We start from the raw sequence: 21,736 nt of genomic DNA on the forward strand, positions 1-21,736 counted from the left end.
ACCGTGACAATCGGAGGCTGATGTGGCTGCCCGCGAAGAAGCGCGAAAACTGGCGGCACAGAACCGCCGTGCCCGCTTCGATTACTTCATCGACGAAACCCTCGAGGCCGGTCTGATGCTGACCGGCACCGAGGTGAAGTCCCTGCGCACGGGCAAGGCGAGCATCAACGAGGCCTACGCCGGGATCTCGAAGGGCGACCTGTTCCTGTTCAACGCCCACATCCCGGAATACCTCCAGGCCGGGCGCTGGCTCCAGCACGAGATCCGGCGCCCGCGCAAGCTGCTGCTGCACCGGCGCGAGCTGAACAAGCTGATGATGGCGCTGAAGACCAAGGGCGCCACCATCATCCCCATGTCGGTGTATTTCAACGACCGCGGCATCGCCAAGGTCGAGCTTGGTCTCGCCACCGGCAAGAAGAAGGTGGACAAGCGCCAGACGGAGAAGGACCGCTCGTGGCAACGCGACAAGGCCCGCCTGATGCGGGACAAGGGATGAGCAAGCGCCTCGCCCAGCGCGCCGATTCCCGCGAGGCGGACATTGCCGGGGTCGCCGCCAAGGCCCTGGAGGGCCGCGTGCCGGCCAACGTCCTGGTGTGCGGCGACCCCGACGGCGCCGTCGAGCAGGCGGCCGGCGGCACCGTGTGGAATCGTTACGCCTACGATGGCCGCCCCGCGCAGCCCTGGCCGACCGCCGGGACCTTCGAGGGCGCGGTGCTGCGCCAGCCCCGCGGCTGGGGCGCCTTCGCCATGACGCTGCACGCGGTGGCGGCGCAGCTTCCGCCCGGCGCGCCGTTGTGGGTCTACGGCGGCAACGACGAGGGCATCACCTCGGTACCCAAGCGCCTGGAGGGCCTGTTCGCCGAGCCCGAGACGCTGGCGATCAAGCGCCGCGCCCGCGTGCTGGAGATGCGCCGCACCGACTCCCCGGCCCGCGGCGCCCTGGAGGACTGGCGGGAGGTGGTGAGCGTCGGCGATGCCGAGCTGGTTTCCTATCCCGGCCTCTTCGCGCACGGCCGGCTCGATCCCGGCACGGCGTTGCTGCTCGACGCGCTGCCGAAGATCTGGGCGGACCAGTCGGTGCTCGACTTCGGCTGTGGCGCCGGGGTGATCGCGCACGCCGTGCGCCGGCTCGTGCCGGAGGTCAAACTGACGCTGCTGGACATGGACAGCGTGGCGCTGCACGCCGCCCGGCAGAACATGCCCGACGCGACGTGTGTGCTCAGCGACGGCTGGTCGGCGGTGAAGGCCAGGCGGGACTTCGACCTGATCCTCTCCAACCCGCCGCTTCACCGCGGCAAGGAGGAGGATTTCGGCGCGCTCGACGCCCTGATCCACGGCGCCAAGGACCGCCTCAAGCCGCGGGGCGCGTTGGTCGCCGTCGTGCAGCGCACGGCCGGGGTCGGCAAACTGTTCGCCGCCGCGCTGCGCAACACCGAGATGCTGGCGGAGACGCCGCAGTATCAGGTGTGGCGGGGAATGCCCTAACGATCTCTACGGCGCTTGCCGCAACGCTGACGGATTGGCCCCGGTCGCCGTGCGCACCCGCCGGGCGAAGTGCGAGCGCGAGGTGTAGCCGCAGGCCTCGGCGGCCTGCTGCACGGACAATCCTTCCGCTTCCAGCAGGTGCCGGGCGTGGGCGACGCGCTCCTCGGCGAGCAGAGTGCGCAGGGCGACACCTTCCTTGGAAAGGCGGCGGCGCAGGGTGCCGACGCTGGTGCCGATCTCGCCCGCCAGATCGGCGGCGGTCCACGGGCGGTCCGGGTGTGCGCGGACCAGTTGGCGGACCGCCTCGGCCGTGCTGCCGGGGATGCCGCGGCCGAGCCACCAGACACCCTCGTCCAGCAGAGCCAGCAGCACCTCCATGCAGCGGTGCTCGACGAGGCGTGGTGCCAGCCCGGCGGTGAGCCCGGCGGCGGCGTGCAGCATCGCTTCGGCCAGGGCCGGCGTGAACGCGACGCGCAGGTCTCGCTTGGGGTGGGCGGTCTCCGCGCTGGGCGGGTGGGCGCGCAACAGGCGCCGCACCAGCTCGGCGGAGAAGTCCAGTACTAGCGCGCGGTAGGCGCCGCAGGCCGGGTCCGGCTCGTTGACCACCGTGCCCGACCAGCCAGGGGTGAACAGCAGCGCCGACCCCTTGGTGAAGCGGTGCGTGCCGCGCCCGTCGGTGACCTCCTTGACGCCCTCGATCACGACGATCAGCACCGTGCTTTGGATGTGCACCGGGGCCAGGCGCTCGCGGTCGCGGCACACGAAGCTCCACAGCGCCGGGCGGGTCGGCGGCAGCGGGTCGGTCGGGCGACGGTCGTGCCCGACATAGACCATCAGGCGCTTCAGGAAGTCGGCAGTCATCGGTGCTCAGCGTCCGTACGTCGCGGTGAACGAGGCCTTCCCCAGCGCGTTGGCGCCAAGGAAGAAGCCCACCATGGCCCCGCTGGCGTTCCGATCGAGCGGCAGCGTGTCCAATTTCATCGCGTGCACGGTGAAGACGTAGCGGTGCGGCTTGTCGCCCTGGGGCGGGCAGGGGCCACCGTAGCCGGGACCGCCGAAATCGGTGCGGCTTTGCACCGCGCCGGCCGGAAGCGCCGGCTTGACCGGGTCGCCGGCACCGGCCGGCAGGCTGGTGGTCGAGGCGGGCAGGTTGAACACCACCCAATGCCACCAGCCGCTGCCGGTCGGCGCGTCGGGGTCGTAGACGGTCACCGCGAAGCTGCGGGTTCCGGCCGGCGCGTCCTTCCAGGCGAGCGCTGGCGACACGTTGCCGCCGGTGCACCCGAATCCGTTGAAGACCTGCTTGTTCGAGATCGTGGCGTTGGGCGCGACGTCGGGGCTGGTGAGGTCGAACGCTTCGGCCGACGCAGTGCCCAACAGCGCGAATGCCGCCAGGGCGGTGATGATCGTACGCATGATGCCTCCTCCAAGGAATATGGCCTCATGCTAGCGTCGGCGCGAGTGTGGCGTGAACCCGCATCGCTCTGACAGGAGCCTGAAACGTTCACATGCTCTGGCAGTTGCGGATCATCTCCGGGTTGCCGGCATAGCGTTGGGCGCAGCCCTGCTCCAGGGCTTGCTGGCTGCCGTTGTTGCCGGCGACGCACTGGTTGTACTTGGTGAAATTCCGGCCGTGCAACGCCCGGCAGCCTTGCCGCAGAGCCAGGCGCTGACCGGGGCCGAGCTGCGGCCAGGACAGGTCGGCCGAGCCAGACGGCGCCCCGGCAGCACCGGTGGAGCCGGATGTTCCGGGCTGGTCGGACAGACCGGCGCTTCCGCATCCCGCCAAGGCCAAGGCAAGTGCCCCGGCCACGAGAACCGGTGCTTTCATGGCGAAAATCCTCCCCAGCGACAATCCCGCGCAGTATTGCGGGATAATCGCCGGTGGGGACCTCGTGCATCGGTCGTACGTCGCCTGGGACTTCTCTTGACCGCCTCCGCTATCCCCGCTTCAACAGCCTTGCCGCTTCCAGCGCCGCATAGGTCAGGATGGCGTCGGTGCCAGCGCGCTTGAAGGACATCAGCGTCTCCAGCAGCGCGTTGTCGTAGTTCAGCCAGCCGTTCTGCGCCGCCGCCTTGAGCATCGCGTACTCGCCCGACACGTGGTAGGCGAAGGTCGGCACCGCGAAGCTCTGCTTCACCCGCTGGATGATGTCGAGATAGGGCAGGCCCGGCTTCACCATCACCATGTCGGCCCCCTCCTGAAGGTCGAGCGCCACTTCGCGCAACGCCTCGTCGGAGTTGGCGGGGTCCATCTGATAGGTGCGCTTGTCGCCCTTGAGGAAGCCGCCGGAGTTCACCGCGTCGCGGAACGGGCCGTAATAGGCCGACGCGTACTTGGCGGCGTAGGAGCAGATGCGCACCCACTGGTGACCGTGATTGTCCAGCCGGTCGCGCAGCACGCCGATGCGGCCGTCCATCATGTCCGACGGCGCGATGATGTCCACCCCGGCGTCGGCTTGGCTGATCGCCTGACGCGCCAGCACCTCCACCGTCTCGTCGTTGAGGATCAGGCCGTCTTCCATCAGCCCGTCATGGCCGTGGCTGGTGTAGGGGTCGAGCGCCACGTCGCCGAGGATGCCGATGTCCGGCACCTGCGCCTTGATGGCGCGGATGGTGCGGTTCATCAGGTTCTCGGGGTTGTGGGACTCGGCGGCGTCCTCGGACTTCTTCTCCTTCGGCACCACTGGGAACAGCGCGATGCAGGGGATGCCCAGGTCGCGCGCGCCGGCCACCGCCTCGGTCAGCAAGTCGATGGTCAGGCGCTCGACGCCGGGCATGGAGGCCACCGGCTCGCGGCGGTTCTGCCCCTCGATGACGAACACCGGCCAGATCAGATCGTCGGTGGACAGCCGGTTCTCCGCCACCAGACGGCGGGTCCAGCCGTCGAATCGGTTGCGGCGCATGCGTGTGCGCGGGAAGGCTCCGGTGGAGCGGTGGGGCGTGGTCATCGTCGGGTACGGGCGTTGGGAACGGAAGGCGGCGATGTTACGCCCGTTTCCCGCGGCGGCTCAAGGCGAAGGCGTCATCATCTCGGGATGAATTCCCGAATCCCGCCCCTGAAGCACCCAGCGGTGCCCGCTCCTGGCGTAAGTGGAGGCCGCCGCGTGGATGAACCCGGCCCGATCCCAGGCGCGCACCTCCAGCGACAGGGTCGACGCGTCGATGGTGATGAGGTTGTAGGCGTTCGCCTCGTCGCGGGTGCGGGTCGAGGTGGCGGTGGACGCCTGCGCTACCAGGATCGAGCGCGCCACCTGCGTGTGGAACGTCGCGAGCTCGCCGGAATAGGCCTTGTGCAGATGCCCGGCCAGCAACAGGTCGACGCCCGCGTCCTCCAGCGCCGGCAGCGCCAGTTTGTGGCGATCCACCAGCCGCGTCTCCGGTGCGTCGGGCGGCGGCAGGAAGGGGTGGTGGGTGAACAGCACCTTGAAGACGCTGTCCGGCAGCTCCTTGAACACCTCGCAGACGCGCTGGATCTGCGCCTTGTTGATGCGCCCGTGCGAAAAGTCGAGGATCACCGAACGCGCGGTGTTCAGCCCCAGCACGGCGATTTCCGAATCGACATGCAGCGGACTGAAGTCGCGGCTGATGTAGCGCTTGTAGTTGCGGTACGGGTCGAAGAAGCGGTGCAGGACGTTGTAGACCGGAATGTCGTGGTTGCCCGGCACCACCACATAGGGGAAGGGCAGGCGCTCCAGAAAGGCGCGGGCCTCGGCGAAGTAGCGCGCCTTGGCGCGCTGCACGAGGTCGCCGGAGATCACCACCAGATCCGGCTTGTGGACGATCAGGTCGGCCAGCAGCCCCTCGACCACGTCTGGGTCGATACGGCCGAAATGCAGGTCGGAGATGTGGGCAAGAGTTCTCATGGCGTAACCCCGGGCAACAGCATCTTCAAGCCGCCAGCCCGCATGCGGTAGGTCAGCGGCGGGGTAAAGCGGCGCACCTCGCCGTCGTTGGCGACGCGCAGGTGATGGCGGCGGCTGTGTACGGTCAGCGTGGTGGCGCTCAGCGTCTCCAACTCCTGGTCGGACTGCCAGTTGCCCAGCCCCATGCGGGCGATCAGGCGCAGCATGCCCCACGGCCCGTGGTGGCGCGCCAGATAGACGCCGAACCGGCCCGACTCCAGCGTCGTGCGCCGCAGCACCGGGCCGAACCCCTCGGCGTAGGGGTTGTTGGACACCGCCAGCACCGGCGTGCGCACCCGCCGGGCGCCCTGGCCCAGATCCACGTAAACGTCCAGCACCGGGAAGTCGCGCAGCGCCTTGCTCATCGCCAGCGCCATCGCCGGCCACTTGCGCAGGCCCAGGCGATGCTGGTGCTGCTCGCGCTCCTGAATGATCCGCGGATAGAGGCCGAGCACCGAGGCGTTGAGGAACACTTCGCCGTTCACCTCGCCGACATCGATGGGGCGGACGGCGCCCGCCGCCACCGCCTGCACGGCCGCCGGCCAGTCCAGGGGCGTGTTGAGGTCGCGCGCCAGCAAATTCATGGTGCCCAGCGGCAGCACGCCCAACACCTTGCCGGCCCGTATCGCCGCGTTGGCGCCGGTGAGGATCGTCCCGTCGCCGCCGCCGACCACCAGCACCTCGGCATCCGACGCCGCCGCCCGCTCGATGGCGTTTCCGCAGTCCGCTGCCTGCGTCGCGACGACCTGCACCTCCGCGCCGTTCTGCTGAAAGGCGTGGCGGACCGCGTCCTCGGCTTGCCCGATGGGCATGCCCATCAGAGTGCCGGCGGATTGGTTGAGGACGACGGCGACCTTCATCGTGCGGACATCTCCATGGTGAGGGCAGGGGCGCAACGGGCGGCGCGCGGGGCAGGTTCCCCCAAGACCGGACGACGCCCGGTTTGACAGCGCCGCTGCACCCTCTAAGATCGTCGAAAATCGAATGAACCCACCTGGGGAGGATAACCGTGCAATTCGAATTGAGCGAGGACCAGCGCGCCTTCCAGGACGTTGCGCGGGATTTCGCACGGGAACGCATGGCACCATACGCTGCCGAATGGGACGAATCGTGCATCTTCCCGGTGGAGGCGTTGCGCGTCGCGGCCGAACTCGGGTTCGGTGGCATCTATTGCGGGGAGGAGCATGGCGGCTCGGCGCTCGGCCGGCTCGACGCGTCGCTCATCTTCGAGGAGCTGTCGGCGGCCTGCCCCTCCACCGCGGCGTACATCTCCATCCACAACATGGCGGCGTGGATGATCGACACATTCGGCAACGCGGACCAGCGCGCCCGCTTCCTGCCCAAGCTGATGACCATGGAGCACTTCGCCAGCTATTGCCTGACCGAACCCAGCGCCGGTTCGGACGCGGCCAGCCTGCGCACCCGCGCGGTGATCGACGGCGACCATTATGTGCTGAACGGCGAGAAGGCGTTCATCTCCGGCGGCGGGTCTTCGGACGTCTACGTCTGCATGGTGCGCACCGGCGGCGAGGGGCCGAAGGGCATCTCCTGCATCGTCGTCGAGAAGGGCACGCCGGGCCTCAAATTCGGCAAGAAGGAAAAGAAGCTGGGCTGGAACAGCCAGCCGACCTCCGCGGTGATCTTCGAGGAGTGCCGGGTGCCGGTCGCCAACCGCATCGGTGCCGAGGGCGACGGCTTCAAGATCGCCATGAAGGGGCTGGACGGCGGGCGTCTGAACATCGCGTCGTGCTCGCTGGGCGGCGCGCGTTTCTGTCTGGAACAGGCGCGCGATTACATGAAGATGCGCAAGCAGTTCGGCAAGACGCTGGCCGAGTTCCAGGCCCTGCAGTTCCGCCTCGCCGACATGGCGATCGAACTGGAGGCGGCGCGCCTGATGGTGCACCGCGCGGCCTCGTCGCTCGACGCCGGCCACCCGGAGGCGACGCAGCACTGCGCCATGGCCAAGCGCTTCGCCACAGACGCCGGCTTCACCGTGGCCAACGAGGCGCTGCAACTGCACGGCGGCTACGGCTACATCAAGGAATACCCCATCGAGCGCATCCTGCGCGACCTGCGGGTCCACCAGATCCTCGAAGGCACCAACGAGATCATGCGCCTGATCGTCGCCCGCCGCGTGCTGGCCGACTGACGCTTTCCTTTGTCACCGCAAACCACCGGGTACCGATGACCGACGCCGAAATTCTGTTCGACCGCAAGGGCTCGCTGGGGCTCGTCACGCTCAACCGGCCGAAGGCGCTCAACGCGCTGACGCTGGACATGATCAAGCTGTTCGACCCGCAACTGCGCCGCTGGGCCGCCGACCCGGAGGTCAAGGCGGTCGTCGTCCGCGGTGCCGGCGAGAAGGCGTTCTGCGCCGGCGGCGACGTGATGAAGCTCTACCTCGCCGGAAAGGACGACAAGGAGGGGCGGGGCCAAATCCCGATCATTCAGGAGTTCTTCCGTGAGGAATACATCCTGAATCGCCTCATCAAGCGTTACCCCAAGCCGTACGTGGCGCTGATGGACGGCGTCACCATGGGCGGCGGCGTCGGCATCTCCGAGCCCGGCTCGCACCGCGTCGGCACCGAGCGTACGCTGTACGCCATGCCGGAGACCGCCATCGGCATCTTCCCCGACGTGGGCGGCACTTACTTCCTGCCGCGCCAGCCCGGCCAGATCGGGCCGTTCCTCGGCCTGACCGGCGAGCGCCTGAAGGCGGCCGACCTGATGTACGCCGGGGTCATCGACGCGTACGTGCCGAGCGCCAGGCTCGATGCGCTGGTCGAGGATCTGGCGCGCACGGACGGCAGCCACGACTCCGTTTCGGCGACCATCGCCGCGCACGCCGAATCGCCTGGCGACGCACCGCTGGCGGCGCTCCGCGCGGTGATCGACCGCTGCTTCGGCCACGACCGCATCGAAGCCATCCTGGCGGATCTCTCCGCCGAGGGCACGGAGTGGGCGAGCGGCATCAAGGAGACGTTGGCGAAGATGTCGCCGGTCAGCCTCAAGGTGACGCTGGCGGCTATCCGCCGGGGCGCCAAGCTGGATTTCGAGGACTGCATGGTCCAGGAGTACCGGCTGAGCCAGTCCATGCTCGGTGACGACAATTTTTACGAGGGCATCCGCTCGGTGCTGGTCGACAAGGACCGCAATCCGCGCTGGACGCCGGACACGGTCGAGGCGGTGTCGGACGCGGAAGTGGAACGTCATTTCCAGAAGCCGCCGCACGGCGACCTGAGATTTGCAAATTGAGAATTCCGCATCGGAATTGAGGGCACTTTCCGCGGTGTTGTCCGTTACTAACGGGAAATCCCCGCGGGACTTGTCTCAAACTCGGCGGTTGGCGTCGTCCCAAGGATGGGACAAGAACAAGGCAAGGGGAGGAAACCATGGCGAACATCGCATTCATCGGGTTGGGGAACATGGGCGGCCCGATGGCCGCCAATCTGGTCAAGGCCGGGCACCGCGTGGCCGGCTTCGACATGATGGCGGAGAACCTGGACAAGGCCCGCGCGGCCGGCGTGACCGTGGCGGCCAGCGCCGCCGAAGCGGCCAAGGACGCCGAGGTGGTGGTCACCATGCTGCCCGCCGGTCAGCACGTGCGCGACGTCTATACAGGCTCGGGCGGCGTCATGGCCGCGGTGCGCAAGGGGGCGCTGCTGATCGACTGCTCGACCATCGATGTGGACAGCGCCCGCGCCGTGGCGAAGGCCGCGGACGAGGCCGGCCACGCCATGGTGGACGCGCCGGTGTCGGGCGGCGTCGGCGGCGCCACGGGCGGCACGCTGACCTTCATGGTCGGCGGTGCGGACGAGGCGTTCCAGCGGGCCGAGCCGATTCTCCAGGGCATGGGCAAGACCATCGTGCACGCCGGTGCAAGCGGAACGGGCCAAGCGGCCAAGATCTGCAACAATATGATCCTCGGCATTTCGATGGTCGCCGTGTCGGAAGCCTTCGTGCTCGCCAAGTCGCTGGGGCTGGACGCGCAGAAGCTGTTCGACATTGCTTCCAAGTCCTCGGGTCAATGCTGGTCGATGACCAGTTATTGCCCGGTGCCGGGGCCGGTGCCGACCTCTCCGGCGAATCGGGACTATCAGGCCGGCTTCACGGCGGCGATGATGCTGAAGGACCTGCGGCTTGCCCAGCAAGCCGCCTCGCAAAGTGGTGCCGCGACTCCGCTCGGCGCGGAAGCGGCTTCGCTCTACGCGCTTTTCTGCAACGGTGGACGGGCCGGAGTTGACTTTTCGGGCATTATTAAGATGATTGCCGGTGAATGATCGGTTAATCTGGTCTTAACAGTGCCGGAAACGGCCCCGGCGGGGACCGTCTACAGGTACGAGCCAAAGGAGACCGCGGTGCGCAAACCCTACTACGAGAGCATCCTCTTGATCGAAAGGCTCCACCGCCACTTTCTCGAGGTGCTTAAGACCGAACTGGATCGACTTGGCATCCAGGACATCAATAACGTCCAGAGCCTGATCCTGTACAACATTGGCGAGGACGAGATGACCGTCGGCGAATTGACTGCCCGCGGCTACTATCTTGGCTCGAATGTCTCGTACAACGTGAAGAAGATGGTCGAGAACGGGTATCTCGGACAGGAACGCTCGCCGCACGACCGCCGCTCGGTGCGCGTTCGCCTGTCGGAGAAGGGGCTGGACCTGCGCGAGAAGATCAGCCGCATGTTCGAGCGGCATCTGACCGCGCTGGAGAAAGCCGGCTTCTCGGACGAGGAACTGAACAAGACCAACGAGACGCTGCACAAGTTGGAGCGCTTCTGGTCGGCGTCGCTCGACTACAGCGGCTTTCCGATGACTTCGGCCGCCTGACGCATCGACACGGTTTCCGGTCCCCGCCCCTGGAGCAAGCGGCCCGCGGCGCCACAAAGGCGCCTCGGGCCGTCTGCGTGTGGGAGCCATCCACCGTGCCTCTGGGCCGCCTCCGGGCGGCCTTTTTGATTTTTCGGTGACCGGACAGGTGGCCTAACCAATTTTTTGACCTTTCCAGACTCCCTTTCTGTAGCAAATTATCGCACTATAGAACAAAGCCGCTGCCGCCTGCCGATTTCGTGCCGGCCGGACAGACGGAGAAAAGGGGAGGGATATGCCGGGAGACGTGATCCTGGAAACGCGCGGCCTGACGAAGGAATTCCGCGGATTCCTAGCGGTGCGGGACGTGAACCTGCAAGTTCGCCGCGGCACCATCCACGCGCTGATCGGCCCGAACGGGGCCGGCAAGACGACCACCTTCAACCTGCTCACGAAATTCCTGTCGCCGACGCACGGAACCATCCTGTATCAGGGCCGCGACATCACCCGCGTGCGGCCGGCGGACGTCGCGCGCCTCGGGCTGGTGCGCTCGTTCCAGATCTCCGCCGTCTTCCCGCACCTCAGCGTGCTGGAGAACGTGCGCGTCGCCTTGCAGCGGCCGCTCGGCACCTCCTTCCACTTCTGGAAGACCGAACGCACGCTGGACCGGCTGAACGGGCGGGCGCTGGAACTGCTGGACGATGTCGGCCTGTCCGACTACGCCGAGCATCAGGCCGCCGAACTGCCCTATGGCCGCAAGCGCGCGCTGGAGATCGCCACCACGCTGGCGCTCGACCCGGAGATGCTGCTGCTCGATGAGCCGATGGCCGGCATGGGTCATGAGGACATCGCCCGCATCGCGGCGCTGGTCCGCCGGGTTTCCGCGAACCGCACCATCCTGATGGTCGAGCACAACCTTTCGGTGGTGGCCGAACTGTCGGACTGCATCACCGTCCTGGCGCGCGGCGAGATCCTGGCCGAGGGGCCGTATTCGGATGTCTCGAAGAACCAGCGCGTCATGGAAGCCTACATGGGGACCGGGCATGCCTGAGCCGATGCTGGAGATCAGAGACCTGCACGCCTACTACGGCGAGTCGCACGTGCTGCATGGCGTCGATCTGTCGATCCCCCAGGGCGAGGTGGTGACGCTGCTCGGCCGCAACGGGGCGGGCAAGACGACGACGCTGCGCTGCATCATGGGCATCGTGCCGCGCGCCGAGGGCTCGATCAAGCTGGAGGGCAAGGAGCTGGTTGGGCTGACGCCCTTCCGCATCGCGCGCCAGGGCATCGGCTTCGTGCCGGAGGAGCGCGGCATCTTCGCCAGCCTCGACGTCGAGGAGAACCTGATGCTGCCGCCGCAGGTGCAGCCGGGCGGCCTCAGCATCGCCGAGATCTTCGAGTTGTTCCCGAACCTGAAGGAGCGTCTGCACAGCCAGGGTACGCGGCTGTCGGGCGGCGAGCAGCAGATGCTCGCCATCGCCCGCATCCTGCGCACGGGGGCGCGCCTGCTGCTGCTGGACGAGCCGACCGAGGGCTTGGCGCCGGTCATCATCCAGCAGATCGGCCGGGTGATCCGCACGCTCAAGGAGCGGGGCTTCACCATTCTGCTGGTCGAGCAGAACTTCCGTTTCGCCGCCACGCTCGCCGACCGTCACTACGTGGTGGAAGACGGGCGTGTGGTGGACATGATTCCCAACCACCAGCTGGAAGCCAACATGGACCGGCTGCACGAACGGTTGGGGGTTTGACGGCACACAAGCAAACACAACAAAAATATGGGGAGTGCAGGGACGATGATGGGACGCATTCTTTTGGCCGGCGCGGCCATGCTGGCGCTGACCGCCGGCAATGCTTACGCCCAGCAGGGCAAGATTTCCGGCGACAAGGTCAAGATCGGCGTGCTGAACGACCGCTCCGGTCTCTACGCCGACCTGGGCGGCGAGGGCTCGGCCGTCGCTGCGCGCATGGCGGCGGAGGAGATGGGCAACAAGGTCGGCGGCAAGCCGATCGAGATCATCACCGCCGATCACCAGAACAAGCCGGACATCGGCTCCAACATCGCCCGCCAGTGGATCGATACCGAGGGTGTCGACGTCATCGTCGACGTGCCGAACTCCGGCGTGGCGCTGGCCGTGCAGGAGGTGGCCAAGGAGAAGAAGGTCATCTTCCTCATGGAAGGCCCGGCGACCTCGCGCCTGACCGGCGATGCCTGCTCGCCGACCGGCTTCCATTGGGCCTACGACACCCGCGCCCTGGCCGTCGGCACCGGCCGCGCCATGGTGAAGGAGGGCGGCGACACGTGGTTCTTCCTCACCGCCGATTACGCCTTCGGCCACCAGCTGGAGGCGGACACCGCCGCCGAGGTGAAGAAGGCCGGCGGCACGGTGAAGGGTGCCGTGCGGCACCCGCTGAACACCGCCGACTTCTCGTCGTTCCTGCTCCAGGCGCAGGGCTCCGGCGCCAAGGTGATCGGGCTGGCGAACGCCGGCGGCGACACCATCAACTCCATCAAGCAGGCGTCCGAATTCGGCATCACCCAGGGCGGCCAGAAGCTCGCCGGGTTGCTGCTGTTCCTATCCGACGTGCACGCGCTGGGTCTGCCGGTGGCACAGGATCTGGTGCTGACGACCGGCTTCTACTGGGACATGGATGACGAGAAGCGCGCTTGGTCGAAGAAGTACATGGAGAAGACCGGCAAGATGCCGACGATGGTGCAGGCCGGCACCTACTCTGCCGTACGGCATTACCTGAAGGCCATCGAGGCGGTGGGAACCGACGACGGCCCGACCGTGGCCAAGAAGATGAAGGAGATGCCGGTCAACGACATGTTTGCCAAGAACGGCAAGATCCTGCCCAACGGCCGCATGGTGCACGACATGTATCTGGCGCGTGTCAAGAAACCGGCCGAGTCCAAGGGGCCGTGGGACTACTACCAGATCCTGCGCACCATCCCCGGCGACGAGGCCTTCTTCACGCTGGCGGAAAGTGGCTGCAAGCTGACCGCGGCCAGCCAATAACGACGCTCCCTGCCCCCCGGCCGAAGAGGCCGGGGGAGAATGGGCAAGAAACTTCAGGGAAAGGGATGCGATGGCGACGGTGTTCGGCATTCCGCCGCAGGCGCTGTTTGGACAGCTGCTGCTGGGGCTTATCAACGGCTCGTTCTACGCGCTGCTCAGCCTCGGGCTGGCGGTGATCTTCGGCATGCTGAACGTCATCAATTTCGCGCACGGCGCCTTGTACATGCTGGGCGCGTTCGCGGCGTGGTGGTTGCTGACCGTGGCCGGCATCGGCTATTGGCCGGCGCTGCTGGTGGCGCCGCTCATGGTCGGCGCCTTTGGCATCCTGTTGGAAAAGACCATGCTGAGCCGGCTGTACAAGCTGGACCACCTCTACGGGCTGCTGCTGACCTTCGGGCTGGCGCTGATGATCGAGGGCATGTTCCGGCATTGGTACGGGTCGAGCGGCATGCCGTACCCGATCCCCGACGCGCTGAAGGGCGGGCAGAATCTCGGCTTCATGTTCCTGCCCAACTACCGGGCCTGGGTGGTGGTGGCGTCTCTGGTGATCTGCCTCGCCACGTGGTTCCTCATCGAGCGCACGCGCCTCGGCGCCTACCTGCGCGCCGCCACCGAGAACCCGGTGCTGGTGCAGGCATTCGGCATCAACGTGCCGGTGATGATCACGCTGACCTACGGGTTCGGCGTGGCGCTGGCCGGGATCGCCGGGGTGCTGGCGGCGCCGATCTATCAGGTGAACCCGCTAATGGGCTCCAACCTGATCATCATCGTCTTCGCGGTGGTGGTGATCGGCGGCATGGGGTCCATCATGGGCGCCATCGTCACAGGCTTCGGCCTCGGCCTGTTGGAAGGACTGACCAAGGTCTTCTACCCCGAGGCCTCCAACATCGTGATCTTCGTCGTGATGGCGATCGTACTCCTGCTGAAGCCCGCCGGCCTGTTCGGGCGCGAGAGGTAAAGAGATGGCGACCGACACCCACACCACCGCCCGAGCCGGCGCCGCCTACGAAGCACCCACCGTGCCCTGGATCGCCGCTGCGGCGGTGCTGGCGCTGCTGGTGGCCGCGCCCTTCGTGCTGTACCCCGTGTTCTTGATGAAGGTTCTGTGCTTCGGGCTGTTCGCCTGCGCCTTCAACCTGCTGATCGGCTTCGCCGGCCTCTTGAGCTTCGGCCACGCGGCGTTCTTCGGTGGTGCCGCCTACATCAGCGCGCACGCCGCCAAGGTCTGGGGCTGGCCGCCGGAACTGGCGATCCTCGCCGGCACGGCGACGGCGGCTGTGCTGGGCCTGCTGTTCGGCTGGGTGGCGATCCGCCGCCAGGGCATCTACTTCGCCATGATCACGCTGGCGCTGTCGCAGATGGTGTTCTTCCTGGCCTTGCAGCTGAAGTTCACCGGCGGCGAGGACGGCATCCAAGCGGTGCCGCGCGGTCACCTGTTCGGCTTTATCGACCTGAACCAGCCCTTGGCGATGTACTTCTTCGTGCTGGCGGTGTTCGTCTTCGGCTTCGCGGTGATCTGGCGCACCGTGCATTCGCCGTTCGGCCAGGTGCTGAAGGCGATTCGCGAAAACGAGCCGCGCGCCGTCTCGCTGGGCTACCGCACCGACCAGTACAAGCTGGTCGCCTTCGTGCTGTCGTCCGCTTTGGCCGGTCTGGCGGGCGGCACCAAGGCGCTGGTGTTCCAGCTTGCCAGCCTCACCGACGTGACGTGGCAGATGTCGGGCGAGGTGGTGCTGATGACGCTCCTGGGCGGCATGGGCACGCTGGTCGGCCCGCTGGTCGGCGCCGGGCTGGTGGTGACGCTGGAGAATTATCTGGCGGCGACGCAGTTCCCGGTCACCGTGGTCATCGGCGCGATCTTCGTCGTCTGCGTGCTGCTGTTCCGCCGCGGTATCGTCGGCGAGGTGATCCACTATTTCGCCACCCGGCGGAGCTGAAAGCCATGCGACGAGCGGTGCTCCTCGGCAGCGCCGCTCGCCGCGTCTCACCTCAACTCGTCAAGGCCGGGCGATAGGCCGTTTCGGTCCGGCCGGCGCGCTGGAAGGCGCGCATCCCTTCTTCCGGAGTCATCAGCGGGGTCGTCTTGAAGGCGGTTGCCCCGCCTTTGGCCGCCACCATCGCCAGGAAGCCCACGCACCGTTCGTGGTCGGGGAATTCGCAGATGATCACCCCGTCATGCTCACCGAAGGCAAAGAAATATTGGTGGAGCTTGCCCTCGAACGGCTCCATTCCCTTACGGACCGTGTCGATCCGTGAGTCCGGATTTTCAACAAGACTGCGGAAGTTGTCGGCGGAAAAGCGCCACTGGATCATGTAGTGAGCCATTGCTCGATCCTCCCATTTTCGCTGCCGAGCGGGAAGGATACGACAAGGTCTCGCCGGCTGGGGCAAGGCATCCGGCTACGGCCCGGCGCTTCGGGCCGTAGCCTTACCCCATCCGATGGCGTCGTCTTGCCTTACAGACCCAACGCCTGTTCTGCCGTCTGGTAATCCAGTCCTTGCGCCTCGGAGACCGCTTCGCAGGTGATCTTGCCGCGGTGCACGTTCAGCCCATTCCTCAAATGCCGGTCCCGTCCGAGCGCCGCCCGGTAGCCATGATCGGCCAGCGCCAGGACGAAGGGCAGGGTGGCGTTGTTCAGCGCGAAGGTGGACGTGCGCGCCACGCCGCCGGGCATGTTCGCCACGCAATAGTGCACCACGCCGTCCACCACGTAGGTCGGCTCGGCGTGCGTGGTCGGGTGCGAGGTTTCGAAGCAGCCGCCCTGGTCGATGGCGACGTCCACCACCACGGCCCCCCGCTTCATCCGCGCGACCATGTCGCGGGTTACCAGCTTGGGCGCTTCGGCGCCGGGCAGCAGCACCGCGCCGATCACCAGATCGGCGTCCAGCACGTTCTCCTCGATGGTGTCCACCGTCGAGTACAGCGTCTGCAACTTGGCGCCGAACTGCAGATCCAGTTCCTTGAGCCGGGCCAGCGAGCGGTCGATGACCACGACCTTGGCCTCCAGCCCCATCGCCATGCGCGCGGCGTTGGTGCCCACGACACCGCCGCCCAGCACCACCACCTTGGCCGCCGGCACGCCGGGCACGCCGCCCAGCAGCACGCCCCGACCGCCCTGGATCTTCTCCAGGCAGTGCGCGCCGGCCTGCACCGCCATGCGTCCGGCGACCTCGCTCATGGGCGCCAGCAGGGGCAGGCCGCCGCGGTCGTCGGTCACCGTCTCATAGGCGATGCCGATGGCTCCGGACTCTATCAGCAGTTTGGTTTGCTCGGGATCGGGCGCCAGATGCAGGTAGGTGAACAGCACCTGCCCCTCGCGCAGCATGCGGCACTCGGCCGGTTGCGGCTCCTTGACCTTGACGATCATGTCGGCGCGGCCGAACACGCTAGCGGCGTCCGGCACGATCTCCGCCCCCGCGGCCGTGTAGAGTTCGTCCTCCAGCCCGATCTCGTGCCCGGCCCCGGTCTGCACCAGCACGGCATGGCCGTGGTGGACCAGTTCGCGCACGGAGGCAGGCGTCAGCCCGACCCGGAATTCGTTGTTCTTGATCTCCTTGGGCACACCGATCAGCATCGCACGTCTCCCCTGCGTTCCGCCTCTCACCTTCATGTAGGTTGACGCGGCGCGCTTCGCAGGTCCAGCCCCGCTGAAGCTGATGGGAATCCGCTATGCACCGGCCTCCGGCACCAGCCACTCGACACGGCCTTCGCCGCCGGTGCCCGGCAGGGCGGCGTGCAGCGCCGGCAGCACCTCGGCCAGCGTCTCGTCGAGCTTCCACGGCGGATTTACGATCGCCAGCCCCGAGCCGTTGAGGCGCAGGTGCGTGTCCTCCGGATGGATGGTCATTTCGGCGATGAGAATCTTTGGAATGCCGGCCTCGGCCAGCGCTTCCTGGAAGCGCCACACCGCCGCGCGCTCCTTGATCGGGTACCAGATCGCGTAGATCCCCGTCGGCCAGCGCCGGTGTGCGCGGCTGAGGCCGCTCACCAGACGGGAGAACTCGTCCGGTTCCTCGAAGGGCGGGTCGATCAGCACCAGCCCGCGCTTCTCCTTGGGCAGCGCGTGCGCCTTCAGCGCGTGGTAGGCGTCCATGTGGTGCACGGCCACTTGGCGGTCGCGGGCGAATTCGGCCTTCAGTTCCGCGGCGTCGTCCGGGTGCAGTTCGCTCAGCACCAGCCGGTCCTGCGGGCGCAGCAGCATCCGCGCCAGCAGGGGCGAGCCGGGGTACCAGCGCAAAACCCCATCGGGGTTGAGCGCGGCCACGGAGTCCAGGTAGGGGGCGAGCGCGGGGTGCGGTGGCGGATGTCCGAACAGACGGCCGATGCCGTCCGCGTACTCACCGGTGCGCTGCGCCGGGCCGGAGGTCAGGTCATAGCGCCCGACACCGGCGTGGGTGTCGAGGACGCAGAAGGGCGCCGTTTTGGCGCGCAGGTGCTCGACGATCAGCGTCAGCACCGCGTGTTTCATCACGTCGGCGAAGTTTCCGGCGTGGAAGACGTGGCGGTAGTTCATGGGACGGGGATGTAACCGATTCCCGCCCGGCCCGCCAGTGGATCAGTCCAGCGCGGCGACCTGGGAGTTGCGGAAGACGCGGCGGGTCGCGGGGGCGATGCTTGCGCGATCCGAATCATCGCACTTCGGCGATTCGATCAGTTTGGCGCTGTCCGGATCAAGCTCGGCAAGGTTCTGCCAGATCTTGCAGACGTACGCCTGGGCGCGGCGCGGCGTGGTGCCGTTGTAGCGGGCGATGGCGGCCTTCCAGCTGCCTTCCTCGCCGTGCAGGCGGACCAGCAGGCGGCCGGCGTACCAGACGTTCTCGCGCGGATCGACGATGCTCTCCAGCGGCTGGAACTGTCCCTTGTGGACCTGGACGGACAGCTGCATGCAGCCGACGTAGGTGTTCGCGCGCAGCTTGCCGGAGCGGTCGCGCAGGTGCCGGGCGGCGTCCTGGGTGCTGCGGGCCGTGATGGCGCGCCCGTTGGCGCTGATGGCGTAGGGGTTCGGGGTGCCGTCGGTGCCGCTCTCGACCAGGGCTATGGCGAGCAGCATGCCGGGGGGGATGTTGAGCTTCTGTTCCGCGTCGACCGCGTGCCCGACGCATCCGTCCGGTGCCGCGGTTGCAGGGCGTGCCGTGAAGGCCGTGAGCGCCATTCCCAGGCCCAGGGCTACCAAGCCCCCGACCATAGTTCGTACGCTCCGATTCCGTGCTCGCATTGCTGCGTTCCTTTGCTTCTGTCCCGCTCGCCCGCGGGGACCGCGCGTTGTGTTGCGCGGATTTGATTCCCGGCCACCGAGTCGCTTACGGTGACCGCCTCCTAACCAGATGTCAGCGTCTCCCAATCGGACGCCGCAGCACTTTTTTCAAAATTTTTAGCGGTCGTCAACCCAATTACGCCCTGGTAATACCACGGCTCCGTCACAGCGAGGGTTGGAGCGGGCCGCGTCGGCCAATCGCCCGGCAGGCTTGCGCAAAGCGTCCAAAGCGTTGCTATCTCTGGATATACGCTGGCGGATCGGCCCCGCGGCGCGAGCTTGGCTTTTCCCGGTTGCACTGCGGGAGCGTGTCGCCAAAATCACACTAAGTTGTTATTTTCAGGGGGCTCTTGCATGTTGCATTGCGATCCGGCAGTAAGCTGCGCCCCTTCCTTACCCAGAGGGGTTGCGACAGAGTGTCTCGCCGGCCAATGTCCTCCGCCGAAGCCTCGGCCGACCATTTCCTGGAAGCCGGATACCAGCGTCTCTACGCTGACGATTCGTCCGGCGCGCAGCGCGCGTTCCGGGCTGCGGTCGCCGCCGATCCCACCAACGCCGATGCTCACGGCGCCCTGGCCGAGCTGCTGGAGGCGCATCCTGCCACCGCCGCGGCCGTCTACGCGCGCGCCCTGATGCTGGAGCCGGGCCGCTGGTCCTGGCGCCTGGGGCTGGCCGACGCGCTGGCCGGCAGCGACGATGCCGCCGCGTTGCCGGCCTTCCTCGATCTCAGGAACGAACGCCCCGATGCCGCCGCCGTGCGGCGCGGCTACGGCCGGGCCCTGGCGCGCGCCGGCCGCACCGCCGAGGCCGCGGAGGAACTGCGCGAGGCGCTGGTGCTGCGCCCCGACGACCGCGACGTGCTGGCCGAATTGGCGGAGCTGCTGATGACCGGCGGCGACGCGTTGGCGGCGGCGGAGCTGCTGACGCCCGCCCTGCGCCGCCTTGACGGGGATGCCGGCCTGCACCGCCTGCTCGGCCACGCCTGGAGCGAGCTGCGCGAGCCGGCAAAGGCGCTGGCCGCGTTCCGCCATGCCCAGGACCTCGATCCCGACGACGGCACCGCGGCGCTCATCGCGGCTCTGGAGGCCGGGGAGGGTGCCGATCTGTCGGCCGCTTACGTGCGCGCCCTGTTCGACCGCTACGCCGACCGCTTCGACGCCGACCTCGTCGGTAAGCTGGGTTACGCCGCACCGCGCATCCTGCGCGAGGCCGTGGAGCGCGTGTACGGCACGCCCCAGGGTTTGCGGGCGCTCGATCTCGGCTGCGGGACCGGGCTGATGGGGGTGGAACTGCGCACGCACGCCAGGCACCTCGCCGGAGTCGACCTGTCGCCGCGCATGGTGGAGAAGGCCCGCGCCCGCGGGCTCTACGACGCGCTGTCGGTCGGCGACATCGTCGCGGCGATGACGGAGCCGGCGCGCTGGGATTTGGCTGTGGCGGCCGACGTGCTGGTCTATGTGGGCGATCTGGCGCCGGTGTTCGCTGCCGCCGCGGTGGCGCTGGCGCCCGGCGGGCGCTTCGCCGCGACGGTCGAGCGGCTGGACGGCGACGGTTTCTCCCTGGGCCCGGCGCGGCGCTACGCGCATTCGGTCGCCTATCTGCGCGAAACCGCTGCGGCGGCTGGTCTGGATGTGCTGCTGCTGGAGGACTGCTCGCCACGCCGCGAGAAGCAGGCGCCGGTGCCGGGGCTGGTGTTCGTCCTCGGCAAGCCGTAACCGTCAGATCATCTGCAAATACCGCCCCGGCCCGCCCTCCGCGTGCCACTGCGCGTGCAGCTGGTTCTTGTGGTCGAGGTGCAGCGACAGCCAATTCCGCGCGCGGATCAGCCGCCGGCCCGTTTCGGTGAAGGCCGGCATCTCCAGCGACCAGCCGGGGAACGGCGCGTCGCGCCGGGCGGCCAACCGCTCCAGCGCGGCGGTCATCAGGCGGCCGGGCGGCGGGTGAACGACGCCGGACGAGACGAGCTGCCACATCTCCACCCCGCCGCCGTGCAGCACGGCGCGGGCGCCGAAATGCACCTCACCCGACAGCGCCGTGATCCGGCAGCCGCTGCGCAGCGAGAATCCCGCCAACAGCTCCAGCAGGCGCCGCCATTCCTCGACGTGCGCGGTGCTGCGCCACTGGTCGCGCAAATCGTCGCGCAAATTGCCGGCCCCCGGCAGCCGGTTGGCCAGCCGCTCCAGCCAGCCGGTGTCGGTGTACAGCAGGGGCACGCTGGACAGGAACAGAAGGTGCCGGCAGCCCTGGAACCGCTCCAGCCATTCCGGCAGCGCCTCCCACGTGCGCTCCGACAGGACGCGGTTCGGCGTGCGGTCGCTGCGCAGGTCCGGGACGAACACGCCGAGATCGCCGACACGGAATCCCTGGGCGAAGCTGCCGTGCTCGCCGCCCCACACGCATTCCGGCAGCGATTCCGGCGTCCCGGCAAGCTGGAACAGCACGAAGGCGCGTCGAGCCACCATCGCCACGCCGCGCATGACGGGGGAGTGCTGCGCCTCCTCGGCCAGCGAGCCCCAGCCGTCGAAGATGTCGTGGTCGTCCCACATCATCACGGACGGCACGCGGGCCAGGACGCGGGCGATCTCCGGCTGCGTCCACAGCGCCACGTATCGGTCGAAGTAATAGCTCATCGCCTCCTCGGCCATGGCGGCCGTGAAGGGCTTCGCATAGCGGGCGGGCGCCTTGCGCCGTTTCCACGCCGCCAGCGACGGGCAGTCGCGCCACACCGTGTCGGCGTACAGCTGGTCGCCGCCTTGCAGCAGCAGGTGGAACGGCGTCCTGCCATGCTGGGCGCCCAGGTCGCTCCACAGCGCGTTGCGCCGCGCCGTGCCGCCACGGCTGCCGTGCTCGTCCTCGGTGCCGTTGCACGCGGTGTAGGCGAGGCGCGGCGAACCGCCGCGCGCCGGGACGGCGATGCGCCAGCGCTGCTCGTCCCCCTCGAAGCCGTAACCGGCCTCGCCATCGGCGGTGCCGCGCGGCACCGCGAAGTCGAAGCGCCAGAGATGGCGGCCACGCCATGCCGCGACATGGCGCGGCGGCACGGCCAGACCGACGCCGTCCACCCGCAGGTCGTCCGGCTCCGTGTCGCCGTCGATGACGAACAGCGCCGACAGGCGCCAGCGGTCGCCCTGCTCCCCCCGGAAGAACAGCACCGGGCCAAGGAGGAACCGCGGCTTATCGTGCTTCTGCGCCATGCCCGGCTTCCATGCTCTGGTCCGCTTGCGATCCGCCGTGGCGTTGCACTCCCAATAGAGCGAACCGGG

23 protein-coding genes are annotated in these 21,736 nt (G+C 67.9%); 12 read left to right on the top strand and 11 right to left on the bottom strand.

Going from position 1 to position 21,736, the window contains the following annotated elements:
• Positions 1 to 22 precede the first annotated feature (22 nt).
• Positions 23 to 496 (top strand): SsrA-binding protein SmpB, encoded by a 474-nt coding sequence (gene smpB, locus ACSVDD_RS01435; RefSeq protein WP_448187506.1) that lies wholly within the window; start codon positions 23 to 25, stop codon positions 494 to 496.
• Positions 493 to 1,485, top strand: coding sequence for a class I SAM-dependent methyltransferase (locus ACSVDD_RS01440; protein WP_448187507.1), 993 nt, complete (start codon positions 493 to 495; stop codon positions 1,483 to 1,485). Before smpB ends, ACSVDD_RS01440 begins: the two co-directional genes overlap by 4 nt.
• A gap of 6 nt (positions 1,486 to 1,491) precedes the next feature.
• Here the strand turns inward: ACSVDD_RS01440 and ACSVDD_RS01445 are convergent, their stop codons facing one another.
• From ACSVDD_RS01445 to ACSVDD_RS01470, 6 genes are all read right to left on the bottom strand, one after another.
• On the bottom strand, positions 1,492 to 2,346 hold the full coding sequence (locus ACSVDD_RS01445) for a helix-turn-helix transcriptional regulator (protein ID WP_448187508.1): 855 nt from the start codon (positions 2,344 to 2,346) through the stop codon (positions 1,492 to 1,494).
• A 6-nt stretch (positions 2,347 to 2,352) separates the two neighbouring features.
• Entirely contained in the window at positions 2,353 to 2,901 is a 549-nt protein-coding gene (locus ACSVDD_RS01450) for a YbhB/YbcL family Raf kinase inhibitor-like protein (protein ID WP_448187509.1), read from the bottom strand.
• Positions 2,902 to 2,989: 88 nt separating this feature from the next.
• Positions 2,990 to 3,316 (bottom strand): hypothetical protein, encoded by a 327-nt coding sequence (locus ACSVDD_RS01455; protein ID WP_448187510.1) that lies wholly within the window; start codon positions 3,314 to 3,316, stop codon positions 2,990 to 2,992.
• Positions 3,317 to 3,425: 109 nt separating this feature from the next.
• Positions 3,426 to 4,436 carry a porphobilinogen synthase gene (gene hemB / locus ACSVDD_RS01460; protein ID WP_448187511.1) on the bottom strand — a complete coding sequence of 337 codons (1,011 nt, stop codon included), beginning with the start codon at positions 4,434 to 4,436 and terminating at the stop codon, positions 3,426 to 3,428.
• A 60-nt stretch (positions 4,437 to 4,496) separates the two neighbouring features.
• Positions 4,497 to 5,351: a metallophosphoesterase family protein gene (locus ACSVDD_RS01465; RefSeq protein ID WP_448187512.1), complete on the bottom strand. Its 855-nt coding sequence runs from the start codon at positions 5,349 to 5,351 to the stop codon at positions 4,497 to 4,499.
• The gene (locus ACSVDD_RS01470; protein WP_448187513.1) at positions 5,348 to 6,250 is read right to left on the bottom strand and encodes a diacylglycerol/lipid kinase family protein; all 903 of its coding nucleotides are present in this window, start codon (positions 6,248 to 6,250) and stop codon (positions 5,348 to 5,350) included. Before ACSVDD_RS01470 ends, ACSVDD_RS01465 begins: the two co-directional genes overlap by 4 nt.
• A 149-nt stretch (positions 6,251 to 6,399) precedes the next feature.
• Between ACSVDD_RS01470 and ACSVDD_RS01475 the strand changes: the two genes are divergently transcribed.
• The 9 genes from ACSVDD_RS01475 to ACSVDD_RS01515 all read left to right on the top strand — a co-directional run bounded on the left by ACSVDD_RS01475 (position 6,400) and on the right by ACSVDD_RS01515 (position 15,155).
• Positions 6,400 to 7,539 carry an isobutyryl-CoA dehydrogenase gene (locus ACSVDD_RS01475; protein ID WP_448187514.1) on the top strand — a complete coding sequence of 380 codons (1,140 nt, stop codon included), beginning with the start codon at positions 6,400 to 6,402 and terminating at the stop codon, positions 7,537 to 7,539.
• Between the two features lie 35 nt (positions 7,540 to 7,574).
• Complete coding sequence (locus ACSVDD_RS01480; RefSeq protein WP_448187515.1) at positions 7,575 to 8,645, top strand: enoyl-CoA hydratase/isomerase family protein; 1,071 nt, start codon at positions 7,575 to 7,577, stop codon at positions 8,643 to 8,645.
• 137 nt (positions 8,646 to 8,782) lie between these two features.
• On the top strand, positions 8,783 to 9,670 hold the full coding sequence (gene mmsB, locus ACSVDD_RS01485) for a 3-hydroxyisobutyrate dehydrogenase (RefSeq protein ID WP_448187516.1): 888 nt from the start codon (positions 8,783 to 8,785) through the stop codon (positions 9,668 to 9,670).
• Between the two features lie 78 nt (positions 9,671 to 9,748).
• Complete coding sequence (locus ACSVDD_RS01490) at positions 9,749 to 10,222, top strand: MarR family winged helix-turn-helix transcriptional regulator (RefSeq protein WP_448187517.1); 474 nt, start codon at positions 9,749 to 9,751, stop codon at positions 10,220 to 10,222.
• 274 nt (positions 10,223 to 10,496) lie between these two features.
• The gene (locus ACSVDD_RS01495; protein ID WP_448187518.1) at positions 10,497 to 11,252 is read left to right on the top strand and encodes an ABC transporter ATP-binding protein; all 756 of its coding nucleotides are present in this window, start codon (positions 10,497 to 10,499) and stop codon (positions 11,250 to 11,252) included.
• A complete protein-coding gene (locus tag ACSVDD_RS01500; protein WP_448187519.1) occupies positions 11,245 to 11,949 on the top strand; it encodes an ABC transporter ATP-binding protein in 705 nt (234 codons plus the stop codon). Before ACSVDD_RS01495 ends, ACSVDD_RS01500 begins: the two co-directional genes overlap by 8 nt.
• A gap of 45 nt (positions 11,950 to 11,994) precedes the next feature.
• Entirely contained in the window at positions 11,995 to 13,218 is a 1,224-nt protein-coding gene (locus tag ACSVDD_RS01505; protein ID WP_448187520.1) for an ABC transporter substrate-binding protein, read from the top strand.
• Between the two features lie 70 nt (positions 13,219 to 13,288).
• Positions 13,289 to 14,176 carry a branched-chain amino acid ABC transporter permease gene (locus ACSVDD_RS01510; RefSeq protein ID WP_448187521.1) on the top strand — a complete coding sequence of 296 codons (888 nt, stop codon included), beginning with the start codon at positions 13,289 to 13,291 and terminating at the stop codon, positions 14,174 to 14,176.
• 4 nt (positions 14,177 to 14,180) lie between these two features.
• Positions 14,181 to 15,155 carry a branched-chain amino acid ABC transporter permease gene (locus tag ACSVDD_RS01515; protein WP_448187522.1) on the top strand — a complete coding sequence of 325 codons (975 nt, stop codon included), beginning with the start codon at positions 14,181 to 14,183 and terminating at the stop codon, positions 15,153 to 15,155.
• A 52-nt stretch (positions 15,156 to 15,207) separates the two neighbouring features.
• Here the strand turns inward: ACSVDD_RS01515 and ACSVDD_RS01520 are convergent, their stop codons facing one another.
• The 4 genes from ACSVDD_RS01520 to ACSVDD_RS01535 all read right to left on the bottom strand — a co-directional run bounded on the left by ACSVDD_RS01520 (position 15,208) and on the right by ACSVDD_RS01535 (position 18,404).
• Positions 15,208 to 15,543, bottom strand: a complete 336-nt coding sequence (locus ACSVDD_RS01520; protein WP_448187523.1) for a GYD domain-containing protein — start codon at positions 15,541 to 15,543, stop codon at positions 15,208 to 15,210.
• Between the two features lie 131 nt (positions 15,544 to 15,674).
• A complete protein-coding gene (gene ald / locus ACSVDD_RS01525; protein ID WP_448187524.1) occupies positions 15,675 to 16,793 on the bottom strand; it encodes an alanine dehydrogenase in 1,119 nt (372 codons plus the stop codon).
• Positions 16,794 to 16,886: 93 nt separating this feature from the next.
• Entirely contained in the window at positions 16,887 to 17,732 is an 846-nt protein-coding gene (locus ACSVDD_RS01530; protein WP_448187525.1) for a 23S rRNA (adenine(2030)-N(6))-methyltransferase RlmJ, read from the bottom strand.
• Between the two features lie 42 nt (positions 17,733 to 17,774).
• Positions 17,775 to 18,404, bottom strand: coding sequence for a transglycosylase SLT domain-containing protein (locus tag ACSVDD_RS01535; protein WP_448187526.1), 630 nt, complete (start codon positions 18,402 to 18,404; stop codon positions 17,775 to 17,777).
• 500 nt (positions 18,405 to 18,904) lie between these two features.
• Between ACSVDD_RS01535 and ACSVDD_RS01540 the strand changes: the two genes are divergently transcribed.
• Positions 18,905 to 20,188: a class I SAM-dependent DNA methyltransferase gene (locus ACSVDD_RS01540; RefSeq protein WP_448187527.1), complete on the top strand. Its 1,284-nt coding sequence runs from the start codon at positions 18,905 to 18,907 to the stop codon at positions 20,186 to 20,188.
• Positions 20,189 to 20,191: 3 nt separating this feature from the next.
• Here ACSVDD_RS01540 and ACSVDD_RS01545 read toward each other — a convergent pair whose 3' ends face one another.
• Entirely contained in the window at positions 20,192 to 21,667 is a 1,476-nt protein-coding gene (locus ACSVDD_RS01545; RefSeq protein WP_448187528.1) for an alkaline phosphatase D family protein, read from the bottom strand.
• Between the last annotated feature and the right edge of the window lie 69 nt (positions 21,668 to 21,736).

The organism is Azospirillum terrae (assembly GCF_053470425.1).